Below are 17,720 nucleotides of genomic sequence, written 5' to 3' on the forward strand. Positions count from 1 at the left end.
GTGGTCAGACCACTTAGGTGGGTTCAATGTTTTTCTTTAAGAATACATGGGCTCTCAAGCAATCATAGAACAGATAAACGTGAAATGGAGTGGTTATGATGTCCAATCTGAGAGAGGAAGCCCTCGCGCTTCATAGCAAACATCAGGGGAAACTGGAGGCAGTGACCAAGGTACCAGTTCGCAATGCTTACGATTTAAGTCTTGCATATTCTCCTGGGGTTGCAGAGCCGTGCAAAGAGATTTTTGACGACAAGTCTAAAGTTTACGATTATACGATGAAAGGTAACCTGGTAGCTGTAGTCAGCGATGGAACGGCTGTGCTTGGTCTTGGCAACATCGGTCCGGAAGCAGCTATGCCGGTTATGGAAGGAAAAGCAGTTCTGTTTAAATCCTTTGCAGGTGTGGACGCATTCCCAATCTGCTTGAATACAACAGACGTAGATAAAATCGTGGAAACCGTGAAGCTTCTGGAGCCTACCTTTGGTGGCGTAAACCTGGAAGATATCGCTGCTCCAGCGTGCTTTGAAGTAGAAGAGCGCCTGAAGCGCGAAACGAATATTCCTATTTTCCACGATGACCAGCATGGTACTGCGATCGTAACAGCAGCTGGCCTCATCAACGCATTGCGCGTGGTTGACAAAAAGCTGGAAGACATTCGTGTGGTAGCAAACGGTGCAGGTGCTGCCGGAATCGCGATCATGAAGCTTTTGATTTCTATGGGTGTAAAAGAAGTGATCATGTGCGATACAAAAGGTATTGTGTATGAAGGCCGCGAATTCGGTATGAATCCAGTGAAGGAAGAAATGGCAAAGATCACAAACCGCAGCAAGCTGCAAGGTGATCTGGCTGATGCGATGAAGGGTGCAGATGTATTCATCGGCGTATCCGTTGCTGGTGCTGTTACACAAGAGATGGTTCGCACCATGAACCGCGATGCTATCATTTTTGCAATGGCAAACCCTACACCGGAAATTATGCCTGAGGAAGCAAAAGCTGCTGGGGCAGCCGTAGTGGGTACAGGTCGTTCCGACTTCCCGAACCAAGTAAACAATGTACTGGCTTTCCCTGGAATTTTCCGTGGAGCGCTTGATACACGTGCAACCGAAATCAACGAAGCGATGAAGCTTGCAGCTGTCTACGCGATCGCTGATCTGATTACTCCAGAAGAGCTTTCCACTGAGAAAGTAATCCCTGCGCCATTCGACGCGCGTGTAGCACCGAATGTAGCTGCTGCTGTTGCCAAAGCAGCAATGGATTCCGGAGTAGCTCGCATCACGATCGATCCAGAAGAAGTAAAGGCTAAAACAAACAGATTGGCTGCCATTTCCTATCAACAAGTGTAGGATGAGCGTGTAGTCGTACCCTCCGAAGGCGAAAAAAGCAGTGGTCGTCCTCGGGGGGTGCTTCACTTCACACTAGGTAGTAATGAGGAGGATCACAGTGCTCGACTCTACCCAAGATCGAAAGGTATACGAAGGCATTCTCCTGCAAATTCACGAGATTATTCAGGAGCAAAACTTGCGGCCAGGTGACAAGCTTCCCTCCGAGCGAGAATTGTCGGAGAAGCTGGGGGCAGGTCGTTCCTCCGTACGCGAAGCACTCCGGGCGTTAGAACTACTCGGACTGATCGAAACCCGACGCGGGGAAGGCACATTTCTCAAGCATTACAGGCACAATCGCTTGATTGATATACTCGGCTTTTTCATTTTGCGAGATGCTAAAACGAAGAAGGACTTGATCGAGATGCGCCGGATGCTGGAGCTGGATGCGGTTCGGCTTGCCTGTAGACGGGCGACTGACAAGCATTTTGAGGAAATGGAACGCATTTTGGCAATTGCTGAGGAACGGGTAGAGCGTGGCGAGGTGCCAACAGAGGAAGACTACCTGTTTCATCGTGTCATCTGTCGCTCCAGCCGCAATTCGATCCTGCATCGCATTTGGACACCATTGGTTGAGTACAGCAACAGTGTAAGGATTGAATCGTTGTCTCGAGAAGGCAGAGCACGCACGGCAGTGATGGAGCATCGTCAAATCATGGAGGCAATTCGAGAAGGAAATGTCAACGTGGCTGTTGAAAGAATGAGGCACCATCTGGAGAATAGCAAGCTCTGATTTCCCTATTTGCGAGGGGCGCAGGCGCTGTGATATGATGATGCAGACCTGTATTGGACGATGAATGGGGGAAGCTTCTGCATGTGGACTGTCATCTACATCGCTCCTAGTGCTAGAATCGCAGAACGGATACAGCAACGTTTGACAGATGAAGGATTTTTGGTAAAGGTTCGTGAGGCAAAGGTCTCGAAGCAATACGAGATTCTCGTGCCTGAGGGTGAACTAAACGAAGTCCGAGATATACTTGGATCGATCCTTCACTGATGAGAAAGGTAGGTGTACCTGTGCTTAAAGATCTTTTTGGGAAAAAGCGTAAGTTTGCTACCGTCCCTTCAGAGACATTGGCACGCGTCCCTGCTTCCGCAGATATGGCGAAGGAAGCGGGAACAAAAGAAAAGGAAGTCCCTGAGGGATTGATGAATAAATGCCCACATTGTGGGACGATTCACTACTCCAAGGATTTGGAGAAGAATCTGCGTGTCTGCAAAGGCTGCCAGTATCATTATGCCATGTCTGCTCCAGAACGCTTGCAATCTCTTTTGGATGAGGGCGTACTGACTGAGGAGTTTGACACGAATTTAATTACAGCGAATCCGCTCGACTTCCCAGGATATATGGAAAAAATAGAGCAGGACAAGGCTAAAACCGATTTGAACGAGGCCGTTATTACAGGAGAAGGGGTCCTGGGTGGAAATCGAATTGTTATCGGTGTGATGGACTCGCGTTTTCGCATGGCCAGCATGGGCTCTGTTGTCGGGGAAAAAATCACCCGTGCAATTGAGCAAGCGATCGACCGCCGTTTGCCATTTATTCTGTTTTCCGCATCTGGCGGAGCACGGATGCAGGAAGGCATACTGAGTCTGATGCAAATGGCGAAAACAAGCGCGGCATTGTCTCGTTTGGATCGGGAACGACTGTTGTTTATCTCGGTTATGACCAATCCTACATATGGTGGCGTATCGGCTAGTTTTTCTTCGCTCGGAGATTATAATATCGCAGAACCGGGAGCTATGATTGGCTTTGCCGGACGTCGCGTCATTGAGCAAACGATCCGCCAGGAGTTGCCAAAAGACTTTCAAACAGCCGAATTCTTGCTGAAAAACGGGCAACTGGACATGGTGGTACACCGTAAGGATATGCGTACAATGCTGTCCAAGCTGGTAGAGATGCACACGTCACGGGAAGGAGTGGAAGCATGGCAGGAGAGCTCCCCTTTGAAAAGCCATTAGTAGAGCTGCAAGACAAAATTAAGGAATTGCGTCGGTTCACAGAGGAAAAAGGCATTGATTTCTCTGATGAAGTACAACGTCTGGAGCAAAAAGCGAAAGATTTGGCGCAGCAAATTTATGGAAACCTGACACCATGGCAGCGCGTGCAGCTGGCGCGTCATCCGGAACGACCAACAACACTGGACTATATACAACTTCTTTTTACCGATTTTATCGAAGTGCACGGAGATCGTCTGTTCGGTGATGACCACTCTATCGTAGGCGGGATTGCCAAGTTCGACGGACGTCCGGTTACCGTCGTTGGTCACCAAACGGGGAAAGACACCAAAGACAATATTAAGCGTAATTTTGGTATGGCTCACCCAGAAGGCTATCGGAAGGCTCTTCGCATTATGCAGCAGGCTGATAAATTTGGTCGGCCAATCATCTGCTTTATTAATACAAAAGGTGCTTATCCAGGCAAAGCCGCGGAAGAACGTGGCCAGAGTGAAGCGATTGCCCGTAACTTGCGGGAAATGGCTACCTTTCGTGTGCCGATTATTTGCATTGTTATTGGAGAAGGCGGCAGTGGCGGTGCGCTTGCGATTAGCGTAGGCAACCGAATCCTCATGCTGGAGAATTCCTGGTACTCCGTCATTGCACCAGAAAGCGCGGCAGCGATCCTTTGGAGAGATGCCAGTCTCGGTATGCGAGCAGCAGAGTCTATGAAAATCACGGCTCCTGACTTGTTTGAGCTTGGTGTTATTGATGGAGTCATTCCTGAGCCTTTCGGTGGGGCTCATCGCGATCTGATTGCGCAGGCGAGCGCAGTCAAGACAGTGATTGCTGAGCAACTAGAACAGCTTGGTCTTTTAACCCCTGATGAATTGATACAGGATCGTTACGAGAAATTTAAAAACATCGGTAAATACGCCACCCTGTAAAATCAGGGGGCGTTTTTTGGCTTTTTTCTGTAAGGAAAATCTGCTACAATCGTAGTCGAATGAAGGATTTATCTGATCTTTCAAAAAGTATGGCACATATCTGTAGTTGGTATAACAGATATCCGAAACGGAGTGATACAGCATGTTTTATAGTGAAAATAGTACATACTGTTTCCGTTTCAAGAGATGCTAAAGATGATACGATTGGAGAGGTGGATTCCATGCAAAAGCTCGCAGTTTTGACCAGCGGTGGGGATTCTCCAGGGATGAATGCTGCTGTTCGGGCGGCAGTTCGTCGGGCCGCATATCACGGGGTACAAATGTATGGCGTGTACCACGGCTATGAAGGTTTGATGAACGGAGATATCCAGGAAATGTCGCTGGGTTCCGTAGGGGATATTATTCAACGGGGTGGAACCATTCTCTATTCAGCCCGCAGTCAGGAATTCAAGACTGAGGCCGGGCAACAAAAAGCAGTCGAGCAGCTGCGCGCATTTGGGATCGAGGGCTTGATCGTGATTGGTGGAGACGGCTCGTTCCGAGGCGCACAGAAGCTGACAGAAAAAGGCTTCCCGACAGTTGGGGTGCCAGGAACGATCGACAATGATATCCCATGCACCGATTTTACGATTGGCTTTGATACCGCATTAAACACGATCGTTGATGCGATCGATAAAATCCGCGATACCGCCACCTCGCATGAGCGTACATACATTATTGAGGTAATGGGACGAGATGCTGGGGATCTGGCGCTTTGGGCAGGTTTGGCAGCCGGGGCGGAATCCATTATTATCCCGGAAGAATCGCAGGATATGAACGATATTTTAGAGCGTCTGCACGCTGGACAACGACGCGGGAAAAAGCATTCTATCATTATTGTTGCAGAAGGATGCGGCAGTGCGTCTTCCTATGCAGAAGCCATCACAAAAGCAACAGGCTGGGAGACGAGAGTGACTGTGCTTGGTCATATCCAGCGGGGCGGCTCTCCTACCGCAATGGATCGGATGCTGGCCAGCCGTATGGGTGCTGCTGCGGTAGATCTTCTGCTCGAAGGCAAAAAGGATCGCATGGTAGGCATCAAGAACAACGTCATCGTAGACGTAGATTTCAAGGAAGCACTAGCACAGAAGCATCAGCTTGATTTGTCCATCTATCAGCTGGCTCGCACACTTTCAATATAGCCAATCGCATTGATATTTCAACACGAAGCCCTCATTTCGAGGGTTTCTAAGAGTTCAGAGGAGGCATTACCCTATGTTAAGGAAAGCAAAAATCGTATGTACCATTGGTCCGGCAAGTGAATCAGTTGATACGCTCAAAAAGCTGATTCATGCAGGGATGGATGTAGCCAGACTGAACTTTTCACACGGTTCTCATGAAGAGCATGCTGCACGTATCGTAAATATCCGCAGAGCATCAGAAGAAGCAGGGAAACCAGTTGCGATTCTTCTGGATACAAAAGGACCTGAGATTCGTACAGGAACATTGGCTGTTGATGCTGTGGAGCTGGTTGAGGGCAATACGATTACACTCACGACAGAAGAAATCGCCGGGACAGCAGAGCGAGTCTCCATTACGTATGATGAACTGCCTCACGATGTCAAAGCAGGCGATACCATTTTGATTGATGATGGTTTGATCGGTCTGACGGTCGAAGAAGTTCGTGGAAATGACATCGATTGCCTGATCAAAAACGGTGGTACGCTGAAAAGCAAAAAAGGGGTCAACGTTCCTGGTGTAAAAATCAATTTGCCAGGGATTACCGAGAAAGACGCACAGGATATCGAGTTCGGTATTGCGCAAAACGTTGATTTTATTGCGGCTTCTTTTGTGAGAAAAGCGAGTGACATTTTGGAGATTCGCCAAATCCTCGAACGCCACAATGTTCGAATTGATATTATCGCGAAAATCGAAAACCAGGAAGGCGTCGAAAACGTAGATGAAATCCTGGTAGTGACAGATGGAATCATGGTAGCGCGTGGAGACTTGGGCGTGGAAATTCCCGCGGAGGAAGTACCGCTCGTCCAGAAGAAGCTGATTAAAAAATGTAACGAGCTGGCAAAGCCTGTGATTACAGCGACACAAATGCTCGATTCCATGCAGCGTAACCCAAGACCGACTCGTGCAGAAGCAAGCGACGTGGCAAACGCGATTTTTGACGGCACCGATGCAATCATGCTCTCTGGTGAAACGGCTGCGGGCAAGTATCCAGTAGAATCGGTAGAAACGATGCACCGTATTGCCGTACGTGCCGAACAAGAGCTGAACTATCGCGAAATTTTGTACGCTCAGGCACAGCTCAAGCAAATTACGATAACGGATGCAATCAGTCAGGCTGTTTCCAACGCCGCTCTCGATCTGGATGCGGCCGCGATTATTACTGCTACGGAAAGTGGACATACCGCACGCATGGTTTCCAAATTCCGTCCAAAGGCACCAATCGTCGCAGTTACCCCTCATGCGGATGTCATTCGCAGGCTGGCCTTGGTCAACGGTGTGTATCCGGTTCTTGGCGTTTTGGCTAATACAACGGATGAAATGCTGGAGATGTCTGTTCAGGAAGCGCTGGACGCAGGGTTTGTCCGTCACGGAGATTTGGTTGTCATCACTGCAGGAGTACCAGTGCGTGAGGTAGGTACGACTAATTTGATGAAGATCCATGTCATTGGCGATGTGGTAGCCAAAGGTCAAGGGATCGGTAGAAAGGTCGTAACAGGTAAGGTCGTTTCGGCTCGTTCAGCGGACGAAGCTTTGGCAAAAGTGGAAGAAGGCTGCATCCTGGTTACGATTGGAACCGACTCTGACATGATTGAGGCTTTCAAAAAGGCTGGAGCTGTCATCTGCGAAGAGGCGGGACTTACCTCTCATGCAGCGATCGTCGGACTGAATGTGGGTGTTCCTGTCATAGTAGGAGTACCGTTTGCGACCGAGCTGTTAAAAGACGGTCAAATCGTAACGGTCGATTCTGAACGGGGACATATTTATTCTGGACATGCCAGAATTCTCTAGGTACAAAGATTCAATTTAGCTAAAAAGCCTAAGGGCAGGGTGACCAAGTGTCACCCTTTTTGGCGTGGGTTTGAAGGAGATTTCACTCGGTTGCCCCTCCCAATCATTCCCAGGAACCGGTGCCTTTTAGGTGATGCAATGCACGCGGGAATCTGTTAAAATCGGTCGGTACGTTCTCAAACGAATATCGTCTTCATTCGTGTATGGGCGAAATTTCATAAGCGATTTCTGGACAGATTAGTACCTGAACGTTCGACATTTCCTGCGAGGAAAGTATCGGTAGAAAAGACGAATCATGCCAGAGGCAATAGCTCATAACCCCGAATAGAGTAAGACTTTGGGTGTAGGAGTAGGTACATAATGTTCGGGATTATGTGTCAAGTGTTTTTTTGTGAAGGACACTACATATAGTGTTGTCGAAAATTATTTCGCACAACATATAGGTAAAACTATTGAGTTTTTTAGATAAAGATAGTTAACTAGAGAGGAAAGATTTGAAGGAGGAACCGATATGCTGGCCACTGCTACCGTTATCCGCACACAATTTCTGCGGGATGAATTTCTAGATCAATACGCTGATTTTCCAGCGCATATGAGTCCGTTGGGACAGTTCGTTTATTACCGTACCTATTCTCGTTTTATTCCGGAAAAAGGAAGACGGGAGACGTGGAAAGAAACATGCCGCCGCTCGGTGGATTACAATATTAAGCTGGCTTATCAACATTTGAACAAGATTGGACTCTATGCAGATTTGAGCTTGATGGAAAAAGAGGCAGAGGGATTGTTTGACAACATGTTTAATCTCCGCCAATTTTTGTCTGGACGCACCTTGTGGGTTGGTGGCGCAGAAAATGGCGTAGCAGATTTGTACCCGCTGGCGAATTTCAATTGCTCCTTTTTGAACATCAAATCGTGGGATGATTTGGGAGATTTGTTTTACCTCTTGCTTGTTGGTACAGGGGTTGGCTTCAAGTGCACGAAAGAAATGGCGGCAGGGCTGGGTCCAATCCGCACGAACGTGTCTCTCTTGTCTTCTGAATACAAGCCGCTGCCAAAGCATCAGCGTCTGGAGCGTTCTGAGCTGAACGTGCTGGAGAATGGCTTTGCCAAAATCTACGTTGGTGACAGCAAGGAAGGCTGGGTAGAGTCGCTTCGCCTCTATCTGCAAATCTTGACTGATACAGCTTACGAGCATATTCATACCGTAAAAATTTCCTATAACAGTGTCAGGCCAAAAGGCGAGCGTCTGAAGCGTTTTGGTGGAACCGCGAGTGGTCATGAGCCGCTCCGTGAAATGTTTGAAGGTATTGATAAAGTATTGAAAAACGAAATTGATCAGCATTTGGCTCCTATTGAAAGCGATGCGAAAGGATACGGCAAAATTCGTCCGGTACATATCCTCGACATCGGCAACCTGATCGGCGCAAACGTAGTAGTTGGTGGCGTTCGCCGTACTGCTGAAATCTTCCTGTTTGACCATGATGATTACGAGTGCATGATGGCTAAATACGGAATCAACGGGTTCTGGACAGAGGATCAGCTGGCTCATCACCGCCGCGTAGGAGAGCTTTTAGGCGAGCATAAGCCAGTGTGGTTTGACAGCATTCAAAACGTTGGAGACGGTCGTTTCGGTCTCGACCATCGCCGTATGTCCAACAACTCGATTGCCTTTACAAAACAGCCATCCAAAGAGTTCCTCAATCTCGTCTTTACATTGATGCAGCTTGAGGGTGAGCCTGGCTTTATTAATCTGGAAGAAGCAAATCGCCGTCGTCCAAATGCAGAAGGCCTGAATCCTTGTGCGGAGATTTTGCTTGATTCGTACGGTGTCTGCAACCTCACTACTGTAAACCTGGTAGAGTTCGTCAAAACGAATGCAGATGGCTCGAAATATTTGGATCTCGAGGGTCTGTTGGAAGCGCAACGCAAATCGGCTCGGGCGGGTCTGCGGATGACGTTGGTTACATTGGAGCTGCCACACTGGGATACGGTTCAACAGCGTGACAGATTGCTTGGAACCTCACTGACAGGGGTAAAAGATGCACTGGCATCCCTTGGCTATACGGAAGAGCAAGAGCTGGAGCTGCTTCGTCAATTGGGCAATGCAGCGCGCGATGAGGCAAACCGTTACGCATACGAGCTGCGTGTCAATTCACCGCTACTCGTTACCACTGTGAAGCCAGAAGGTACGCTGTCACAGGTAGCTGGCGGAGTGTCTAGCGGATTGCACTGGTCTCATTCCCCATACTATATCCGCCGTATCCGTATCAACGCAGAAGATCCGCTTGCGAAAGCGGTACAAGATCTTGGCTGGACAGTCAACCCAGAGGTAGGCACACCGGGTGACACCTACGAAGAGCGTATGGCGAATGCACGAACACTGGTGATTGATTTCCCTGTAGCTTCAGGCGCAGAGGAAACGAAAAACGAAGTAAGTGCAAAACGCCAATTTGATACGTACTTCCGCTTCCAAAAGGAGTATACGGAGCATAATTCCTCCAACACGATTACCGTTCGCAAAGAGGAATGGAAAGAAGTAGAAGAAATCGTTTACGATAACTGGGATAATTTCGTCGGGGTATCTTTCTTGCAGCTGGATGGAGGAAACTACCAGCTTGCACCGTATGAGGAATGCACCAAGGAGCAATACGAGGCTTTGAAACAAACCATGAAGCCATTTGATCCGGCTATTTTGCAGCAATTCGAAACAGGTGGGGAAGCCGACTTGTCAACAGCTGAATCTTGCGAAGGCGGAGCTTGCCCGATTCGTTAACCCAGTGGCAGCATAATAGGAAATAGTAAAAACGGAGGGGACTGCTGACAGTTCTACTCCGTTTTTTGCTCTTTCAAAAGCATCGCTCGTCTATGGTACAATAAACGTAGAAAGAAAGGGGAGAATCGCGCTTGCGTCCAATCATATTCTCTCATCGAGTGCGGGCTCGTTATCAGGAGACTGACCAGATGGGTGTAGTCTATCATGCGAATTACTTAAATTGGTTTGAAGTCGGACGGACAGAGTTTATTCGCCATGCTGGCCTTACGTATCGGGAACTGGAGGAAAAAGGAATTCTGCTTCCTGTAATGGATGCCCGAATTACTTACAAAAAACCGGCCAGATACGACGATGAGGTAGATATTCGGACATGGGTGGGTCTCATTACTCCCGTTCGTCTGACGTTTTGCTACGAGATTATCCGGGTGGCAGATCAGGAGCTGTTGGTGTCAGGAGAGACGATGCATGCGTTCACCAACAGTGATTTAAAGCCAATCAGGCTGTCCAGATCCGAGCCTGACGTGTTTGATTGGCTTGCTACCATGCATAAAGGGGAGGAATAGGATGCTGCGTATCCTCGTTGTCCTTTTTGTTGTCGTTTTTGGGCTAGAGCTGTGGGGGTTAATTACAGTCGGGTCAATGATTGGCGGCTGGAATACGGTCTTCCTGGTCATTTTGACGGGGCTGTTCGGGGCATGGATGGCGAAGCAGCAAGGGGTACAGGTCTTTCGAATGGTCCAGTTTCAGCTGGCTCGCGGTCAGATGCCTACCGAGACCTTGATTGATGGGGTTTTGGTTTTGATTGGTGGTATTTTGCTGCTGCTCCCAGGCTTCTTCTCTGATGTGATCGGCTTGATTTTTTTGATCCCGTATACGCGCATGATTTTGCGCCATTTGTTAAAACGCTGGCTGTGGTCTCTCATTTCATCTGGGCGTATACAGCTTTTTTTCCGCAGGTAAAGAATAGAACCGCTTTGCAAGACCGTAACATATGGTCCGCAGAGCGGTTCTTTTTGCTTTTTATTGTAGTGGCTTCCCTCGTACGTATTTCCACACATCGGTGAATACATTGGCTTTTACTAAAGCATTGATCAAGACGAGAGAAACCGGACCGATGATCAGGCCAAGGAAACCGAACAATTGCAGTCCGACGAACAGCGCGACCAGCGTCAAGAGTGGATCGAGACCGACACTTTCGGCGACGACCTTTGGCTCGATGATCTGGCGGAAAATTAATACGACCGCATATAGAATAGACAAGCCGATGACCATGCTGTAGTTTCCTTTGAAAAAGAGATACACAATCCACGGAATAAACACAGTACCGGTGCCCAGATAAGGGAGCAAATCAACCAGACCAGTGAGTAGCCCGATGGTAATTGCATACTCGACACGCATGATCAACAGGCCGATGATGACGATGGCAGCGGTCAGGGAGATCAGTGTCAGCTGGGCTTTGATGAACCCGACCAGAGCGCCGCGCAGATCCCGGAAGATTTGATCCAGACGATTGTTCACGCCGTTTGGCAGCAATCTGCGGAAACGCGACTCCCACAGGTAGAAGTCTTTGGAAATAAAGAAAGCTCCCATCAAAGAAATCACTGAGACCGTCGCCATGTTCGGCAAGGAGACTAGCAGATTTTTCAATCCATTAAGAAATTTGACAACCAAATCCTGACCAGCATGGGTGATTGTTGTAATGCCGCTTCCGATTGTATTGTCGACCTTTAGCTTGAAATCGGGATCAAGCTGCGTGTACATCCATTGAATCTGATTGTAGATACCCATTAAAAATTCTTGGGAAATGGTTCGCTGCAAGTATTCGGACAGCTCTGACGCAAAGCCGGGAAGACGTTTTGCCAGCTCGCCAATCTCTACGACCGTTTCCGTAACGACGAGTGTGACTACCCCGACTGCCAAAAGCATCAGGAGCAAAAGGGCGATCGTAACGGACAACCACCTGGGGATTTTAAACTTTTTGGTAATGAATGTAACCGGTCTGTTGATGATGAGCGCAATGACTAAAGCAATTAGAAATGGGTACAGTAATGGTGTTGCGAACTGGAAAATCCATATTCCTACATAAATTACCAAGCAAACCCATAATAAACGGATAATTTGAAACAGGCGCTCCACCCAGTTTTCCTGATTCAAAAGTGTCTCCTTTCTGCCGCAAGCAAGCGGACAAAAGCTGTTGGTACTATTATGCAATATGCTGGATAGGCAGAGCAAGCTAACGAAAAAACAAAACCGGGTTTCACCCTTTGAAACATTTTTTCGCCAATCTTATTCACAAAATGGCAATAATCTTTTATAATTGGGTCGACTTGAAGTGGATTCTTTTCTCTCGCCTCTCCCCTTTGCATGATCGGTTGAATGATTATGCGTGGATTTGCGTGGATACATTCCCTGACAAGAGTGGTGGATGAAAGAAACCGCTGCTTATTAATTTCATATAGCTTTAGATTAGGGAGCTTATCCGACACCATGACAAGCACAGACGGGATAAGCACTACTACTTGAGTGGAAAAGGAGAGGGAGTTCTATGACAGCTACTCGTGGACTAGAAGGCGTGGTTGCAGCTCAATCATCTATCTGTTCTATCGTCGATGGTGTTCTCTGCTATGGCGGGATCAACGTCGATGAACTCGCAGAACATGCAACTTTTGAAGAGGTTGTATACTTACTCTGGCATGGAGCGTTACCGAAGCGTGATCAGCTGGACGCTTTGAAAAAACAATTGGGTGAACAGGCTGTAGTGGCAAAAGAGGTGCTGGATGCCCTCCGCAACTACCCACAAGGCGTGCATCCAATGGCAGCGTTGCGCACAGCTGTCTCTTCGCTAGCGCTCTACGACACAGAAGCGCAAGAAATGACACCTGAAGCCAACTACCGGAAATCAATCCGCTTGATGGCACAAACTCCTACCCTGATCGCGGCATATGCTCGTATGCGCAAAGGTTTGGACCCAGTTGCTCCACGTGCAGATTTCACGATCGCACAAAACTTCCTCTACATGCTGACAGGCGAAGAGCCAACGGAAACGGCTGTTAAAGCGTTTGACGTTGCTTTGATCCTGCATGCTGACCATGAGTTCAATGCATCTACGTTTGCTGCTCGCGTAACCGTTGCGACTCTGACCGATATTTATTCCGGCGTTGTTTCTGCAATCGGCACGCTCAAAGGACCTCTGCATGGTGGTGCGAATGAAGCAGTAGCGAAAATGCTGACTGAAATCGGCAGCTTGGACAATGTAGAGTCGTATGTAAGAAGCAAGCTGGACAACAAGGACAAAATCATGGGCTTCGGACACCGCGTCTACAAAGATGGCGATCCACGTGCAAAATGGTTGAAACAAATGTCCAAAGCGTTGACCGCACAAGTAGGTCGTCCTGAGCTGTACGAGATGTCTGTAAAAATCGATGATATGGTAACTGGCGAAAAAGGTCTGAAACCAAACGTAGATTTCTACTCCGCATCTGTTTACATTTCTCTGGGTCTGGAAACGGATCTGTTCACACCGATCTTTGCTATCAGCCGTATGTCCGGTTGGACGGCTCACATCATGGAACAGTATGAAAATAACCGCCTGATCCGTCCTCGTGCGGATTACACTGGTCCGGTAGGTCAGCACTACGTGCCAATCGACCGCCGCTAAAACTCGCTATTTTCGAGCGTGGAGGGCAGGTGTTCAGCCTGGCTGTTCACTCCTTAAGCGCAAGCTTGAGAACTACCACGAGCAGTGGTAGTTCTCCTACGTCTGGAAATATTCCAAATCAACTATTAACTTCAACACTGGAGGGATTCTTGTGTTTAAAAACCTGACAAACCCAACTGCCGGCGAAAAAATCCAAGTGGATAACGGCAAACTCGTAGTTCCAAACAACCCGATCATTCCTTTCATCGAGGGTGACGGTACTGGCCCTGATATCTGGAACGCATCTGTTCGCGTTTTGGATGCAGCTGTAGAAAAAGCATACAACGGCGAAAAGAAAATCGCTTGGTTTGAAGTATTCGCTGGTGAAAAAGCGTTCAACCAATACAGCGAGTGGCTGCCAGAAGATACACTGACTGCAGTTCGTGAGTACCTGATCGCAATCAAAGGTCCTCTGACTACTCCAGTAGGTGGCGGAATCCGCTCCATCAACGTAGCACTGCGTCAAGAGCTGGATCTGTATGCTTGCGTACGTCCTGTTCAATACTTCGACGGCGTACCATCCCCAGTTAAACATCCTGAATTGACTGATATGGTAATCTTCCGCGAGAACACTGAAGACATCTACGCTGGCGTAGAGTGGGCTGAAGGTACTCCAGAAGTGAAAAAAGTAATCGAGTTCCTGCAAAAAGAAATGGGCGTGAAGAAAATCCGCTTCCCAGAAACTTCTGGTATCGGTATCAAGCCTGTTTCCAAAGACGGAACTGAGCGTCTGGTTCGTGCAGCGATCAACTACGCGATCGACAACAAGCGCAAATCCGTTACTCTCGTACACAAAGGTAACATCATGAAGTTCACTGAGGGTGCTTTCAAAAGCTGGGGTTATGCACTGGCTGAAGCAGAATACGGCGACAAAGTGTTCACTTGGGCACAATACGATCGCATCAAAGCTGAAGGCGGCGACGCTGACAAAGCACAAAAAGAAGCAGAAGCAGCTGGCAAAATCATCGTAAAAGACGTGATTGCTGACGCGTTCCTGCAACAAATCCTGACTCGTCCAGCTGAATACGATGTAGTAGCAACCCTCAACCTGAACGGTGACTACGTATCTGATGCTCTGGCTGCACAAGTAGGCGGTATCGGTATCGCTCCAGGTGCAAACATCAACTACCTGACTGGTCATGCAATCTTTGAAGCAACTCATGGTACAGCTCCTAAATACGCTGGACTCGACAAAGTAAACCCATCCTCCGTGATCCTGTCCGGAGAAATGATGCTGCGTCACCTGGGCTGGAACGAAGCAGCTGATTTGATCATCAACTCCATGGAAAAAACGATCTCTGCGAAAACAGTAACTTACGATTTCGCTCGTTTGATGGATGGTGCTTCCGAACTGAAATGCTCCGAGTTTGCTGACGCTTTGATCAAAAACATGTAAGATAGTTCCAAGCATCAGTTTTCACAATTTACCATTCGGAGGGGAATAATCATGGCATTCCAACGCAAAAAAATCGCTGTTATTGGTAGTGGTTTTACTGGAGCAACGACTGCATTCATTCTTGGTCAAAAAGAACTGGGTGATGTCGTGCTGGTTGACATTCCTCAACTTGAGAATCCAACTAAAGGGAAAGCATTGGACATGATGGAATCCTCACCGGTATTGGGGTTTGATTCCAACATCACGGGTACTGCTAGCTATGAAGATATCCAAGGTGCTGATCTCGTCATCATCACCGCTGGTATCGCTCGTAAGCCTGGCATGTCCCGCGATGACCTGGTGAATACCAACGCCAGCATCATGAAGTCTGTTGCTGAGCAAGTGAAAACTTATGCGCCAAACTCCATCGTGCTCGTACTGTCTAATCCAGTCGATGCGATGACTTACACCTTTTTCAAAACCTCTGGCTTCCCGAAAGAGCGCGTGATCGGTCAATCCGGCGTACTTGATACAGCACGCTTCCGTACCTTCGTTGCGATGGAGCTGAACGTGTCTGTAGAAGACGTATCGGGCTTTGTACTCGGTGGTCACGGTGATGACATGGTTCCATTGGTTCGCTACTCGTATGCTGGTGGTATTCCACTGGAAACATTGATCCCGAAAGATCGCCTAGAGCAAATCGTAGAGCGCACTCGCAAGGGCGGCGGAGAAATCGTCAACCTGCTGGGTAACGGTTCTGCTTACTATGCGCCAGCGGCTTCCCTGGTCCAAATGGCAGAAGCAATCATCAAGGACAAGAAGCGTATCCTGCCTTCCATCGCTCTCTTGCAGGGCGAGTACGGCTATAACGACATCTACCTTGGTGTACCGACACTGCTCGGTGCAAACGGTATCGAGCGAGTAATCGAGCTTGAGCTGACAGCAGACGAAAAAGCAGCTCTTGATAAGTCTGCTGATTCTGTTCGCAATGTCATGGCGGTTTTGAAATAGCTTTTTGATCGAATGTACAATGACGTCTTTCTTCTTGAAAGGCGTCTTTTTTGTTTGCTGTTGTCCGTGGCTTCAGTGGAGGGGAGGAAACAGGAGAAAACGCTCCAGGTACTTGGGCCTCTAGCAGGGAGGGTGCGGCTGTCCGCTTACGGGGAAAAAGGGAAACCGCGTCCAAAGTGGCCCGTTTCAGGGAGCCTTTTCAAGGTGGACGCTTAAAGGCGTGTTTCCCTTTTTCCCCTCCAGCTTTGTAGGAGTCCCAAAGACCTTCGCTTTTTTCTCCTGTTTCCTCAGCGAGCTGTAGAGACATTTGAAGCTTGAATGGCAGAGCTTGTTGAACACAGGTGAAGGTTTTGACTTGTAGGACAGAGGGCTTTTTTGGGCTTAGGGAATCGAGTAGTTCGCTTTCAAAACATAGAAGCGTCCTCTCAAAGCTGCTGATGAGGAAAGAGGAGAAATAAGCGAAAGCTCTTTGGGATACCCACCGAGGCGGAGAGGAAAAAACGAAACACGCTTGTAAGCGTCCACCTCTGAGAGACCCCTTGAAGCAACCACTTTGGACGCGGTTTCGTTTTTTCCTCGGGCTGGGCACGGACACTCCCAGCTAGTATCCCAAGAAGCTAGAGCGTTTTCTCCTCTTTCCTCGCCTCCACCATAAGCAACGATGAAGTATGCACTGATGCCCCAGCCCAATCCGAGGAATACTACCTCACAACGATGCTGCTATACCCTTTACAGACAAGCCCTAATCACCTTTACAAAAAAATTACTTGTCTTCCGGTTTCAGCATTGGCAGACTGAGAGTTGTAGAGAGAAGAAACAAAAGAGGACAGGTCTGTGTAAAAAACAATTTGCAGCATAGCATTGCTAGGGGGAAACGAACCGATGATTAAGGTTTTGGTAGTGGATGACGAAGTCTCCATTGTAAAACTGTTGCAATTTAATCTGGAGAAGTCAGGCTTTCAGGTCGTCACCGCTTTTGATGGCAGACAGGCATTAGATATGGTGAAAAGTGAGCAGCCCGATTTCATTATTTTGGACCTCATGCTTCCAAAAATGGACGGGATGGACGTTTGCAAGACGCTTCGACAAGAGAGAATCAACACACCGATCCTGATGCTGACAGCCAAGGACGATGAGCTGGACAAGATTCTGGGCCTCGAGCTTGGGGCTGATGACTATTTGACGAAGCCTTTTAGCCCGCGAGAAGTTATTGCCCGCGTCAAAGCCATCCTGCGCCGTTTTCAAGCGACGCCAGAAGCAGCTACAGCGCCAGAGGACGTTGTTTTGCAGTTTGGCGAGATTCGCATCTACCCGGAAAAATATGAAGTGTTCTGCAAGGATGCAAAGATCGAGCTGACCCCAAAGGAATTTGAACTCCTGCATTATTTGGCAAGCCATCACGGCCGGGTATTGACGCGCGACCAGCTGCTCAATGCTGTATGGAATTACGACTTTATCGGTGATTCTCGTATCGTCGACGTCCATGTCAGTCACCTGCGCGAAAAGCTGGAAGATGATACGAAAAATCCTCGCTATATTAAAACCGTACGCGGATTAGGATACAAACTGGAAGGATAACTGGAGGCACTAC

General features: G+C 48.3%; 15 protein-coding genes. 14 read left to right on the forward strand and 1 reads right to left on the reverse strand.

Annotated features, from left to right (window positions below):
* The first annotated feature begins 98 nt into the window (after nucleotides 1-98).
* The 10 genes from ystJ to SB752_RS06360 all read left to right on the forward strand — a co-directional run bounded on the left by ystJ (nucleotide 99) and on the right by SB752_RS06360 (nucleotide 11,006).
* On the forward strand, nucleotides 99-1,343 hold the full coding sequence (gene ystJ, locus SB752_RS06315; RefSeq protein ID WP_410714841.1) for an NADP-dependent malic enzyme: 1,245 nt from the start codon (nucleotides 99-101) through the stop codon (nucleotides 1,341-1,343).
* Between the two features lie 97 nt (nucleotides 1,344-1,440).
* Nucleotides 1,441-2,112, forward strand: a complete 672-nt coding sequence (locus SB752_RS06320; protein WP_410714842.1) for a FadR/GntR family transcriptional regulator — start codon at nucleotides 1,441-1,443, stop codon at nucleotides 2,110-2,112.
* Between the two features lie 81 nt (nucleotides 2,113-2,193).
* The gene (locus SB752_RS06325; protein WP_049737348.1) at nucleotides 2,194-2,376 is read left to right on the forward strand and encodes a hypothetical protein; all 183 of its coding nucleotides are present in this window, start codon (nucleotides 2,194-2,196) and stop codon (nucleotides 2,374-2,376) included.
* Nucleotides 2,377-2,396: 20 nt separating this feature from the next.
* On the forward strand, nucleotides 2,397-3,341 hold the full coding sequence (accD, locus tag SB752_RS06330) for an acetyl-CoA carboxylase, carboxyltransferase subunit beta (RefSeq protein ID WP_410714843.1): 945 nt from the start codon (nucleotides 2,397-2,399) through the stop codon (nucleotides 3,339-3,341).
* Nucleotides 3,308-4,264: an acetyl-CoA carboxylase carboxyltransferase subunit alpha gene (locus SB752_RS06335; protein ID WP_410714844.1), complete on the forward strand. Its 957-nt coding sequence runs from the start codon at nucleotides 3,308-3,310 to the stop codon at nucleotides 4,262-4,264. Before accD ends, SB752_RS06335 begins: the two co-directional genes overlap by 34 nt.
* A gap of 221 nt (nucleotides 4,265-4,485) precedes the next feature.
* Nucleotides 4,486-5,445, forward strand: coding sequence for a 6-phosphofructokinase (gene pfkA / locus SB752_RS06340; RefSeq protein ID WP_410714845.1), 960 nt, complete (start codon nucleotides 4,486-4,488; stop codon nucleotides 5,443-5,445).
* A 73-nt stretch (nucleotides 5,446-5,518) separates the two neighbouring features.
* Nucleotides 5,519-7,273, forward strand: coding sequence for a pyruvate kinase (gene pyk, locus SB752_RS06345; RefSeq protein ID WP_410714846.1), 1,755 nt, complete (start codon nucleotides 5,519-5,521; stop codon nucleotides 7,271-7,273).
* Between the two features lie 511 nt (nucleotides 7,274-7,784).
* Nucleotides 7,785-10,046 (forward strand): ribonucleoside-triphosphate reductase, adenosylcobalamin-dependent, encoded by a 2,262-nt coding sequence (gene nrdJ / locus SB752_RS06350; RefSeq protein ID WP_410714847.1) that lies wholly within the window; start codon nucleotides 7,785-7,787, stop codon nucleotides 10,044-10,046.
* Nucleotides 10,047-10,177: 131 nt separating this feature from the next.
* Entirely contained in the window at nucleotides 10,178-10,609 is a 432-nt protein-coding gene (locus SB752_RS06355) for an acyl-CoA thioesterase (protein ID WP_410714848.1), read from the forward strand.
* 1 nt (nucleotide 10,610) lies between these two features.
* Entirely contained in the window at nucleotides 10,611-11,006 is a 396-nt protein-coding gene (locus SB752_RS06360) for an FxsA family protein (protein WP_410714849.1), read from the forward strand.
* A gap of 60 nt (nucleotides 11,007-11,066) precedes the next feature.
* Here SB752_RS06360 and ytvI read toward each other — a convergent pair whose 3' ends face one another.
* Nucleotides 11,067-12,200, reverse strand: a complete 1,134-nt coding sequence (ytvI, locus tag SB752_RS06365) for a sporulation integral membrane protein YtvI (protein ID WP_410714850.1) — start codon at nucleotides 12,198-12,200, stop codon at nucleotides 11,067-11,069.
* 391 nt (nucleotides 12,201-12,591) lie between these two features.
* On the opposite strand from ytvI, the gene citZ reads away from it, so the two are divergent.
* The 4 genes from citZ to SB752_RS06385 all read left to right on the forward strand — a co-directional run bounded on the left by citZ (nucleotide 12,592) and on the right by SB752_RS06385 (nucleotide 17,707).
* The gene (gene citZ / locus SB752_RS06370) at nucleotides 12,592-13,704 is read left to right on the forward strand and encodes a citrate synthase (protein ID WP_410714851.1); all 1,113 of its coding nucleotides are present in this window, start codon (nucleotides 12,592-12,594) and stop codon (nucleotides 13,702-13,704) included.
* A gap of 151 nt (nucleotides 13,705-13,855) precedes the next feature.
* Complete coding sequence (icd, locus tag SB752_RS06375) at nucleotides 13,856-15,139, forward strand: NADP-dependent isocitrate dehydrogenase (RefSeq protein ID WP_410714852.1); 1,284 nt, start codon at nucleotides 13,856-13,858, stop codon at nucleotides 15,137-15,139.
* A 51-nt stretch (nucleotides 15,140-15,190) separates the two neighbouring features.
* Entirely contained in the window at nucleotides 15,191-16,129 is a 939-nt protein-coding gene (gene mdh / locus SB752_RS06380) for a malate dehydrogenase (RefSeq protein WP_410714853.1), read from the forward strand.
* A gap of 882 nt (nucleotides 16,130-17,011) precedes the next feature.
* A complete protein-coding gene (locus SB752_RS06385) occupies nucleotides 17,012-17,707 on the forward strand; it encodes a response regulator transcription factor (protein ID WP_289137428.1) in 696 nt (231 codons plus the stop codon).
* The last annotated feature ends 13 nt before the right edge of the window (nucleotides 17,708-17,720 follow it).

The organism is Brevibacillus sp. SIMBA_040, assembly GCF_046535075.1.
Classification (GTDB): domain Bacteria; phylum Bacillota; class Bacilli; order Brevibacillales; family Brevibacillaceae; genus Brevibacillus.

Bases quoted from the DNA above. Each gene is read 5' to 3' on its own strand.
- SB752_RS06335 (WP_410714844.1), top strand. From the start codon at position 3,308: ATGGCAGGAGAGCTCCCCTTTGAAAAGCCATTAGTAGAGCTGCAAGAC.
- citZ (WP_410714851.1), top strand. From the start codon at position 12,592: ATGACAGCTACTCGTGGACTAGAAGGCGTGGTTGCAGCTCAATCATCT.
- ystJ (WP_410714841.1), top strand. From the start codon at position 99: ATGTCCAATCTGAGAGAGGAAGCCCTCGCGCTTCATAGCAAACATCAG.
- SB752_RS06385 (WP_289137428.1), top strand. From the start codon at position 17,012: ATGATTAAGGTTTTGGTAGTGGATGACGAAGTCTCCATTGTAAAACTG.
- pfkA (WP_410714845.1), top strand. From the start codon at position 4,486: ATGCAAAAGCTCGCAGTTTTGACCAGCGGTGGGGATTCTCCAGGGATG.
- SB752_RS06360 (WP_410714849.1), top strand. From the start codon at position 10,611: ATGCTGCGTATCCTCGTTGTCCTTTTTGTTGTCGTTTTTGGGCTAGAG.
- pyk (WP_410714846.1), top strand. From the start codon at position 5,519: ATGTTAAGGAAAGCAAAAATCGTATGTACCATTGGTCCGGCAAGTGAA.
- nrdJ (WP_410714847.1), top strand. From the start codon at position 7,785: ATGCTGGCCACTGCTACCGTTATCCGCACACAATTTCTGCGGGATGAA.
- SB752_RS06325 (WP_049737348.1), top strand. From the start codon at position 2,194: ATGTGGACTGTCATCTACATCGCTCCTAGTGCTAGAATCGCAGAACGG.
- mdh (WP_410714853.1), top strand. From the start codon at position 15,191: ATGGCATTCCAACGCAAAAAAATCGCTGTTATTGGTAGTGGTTTTACT.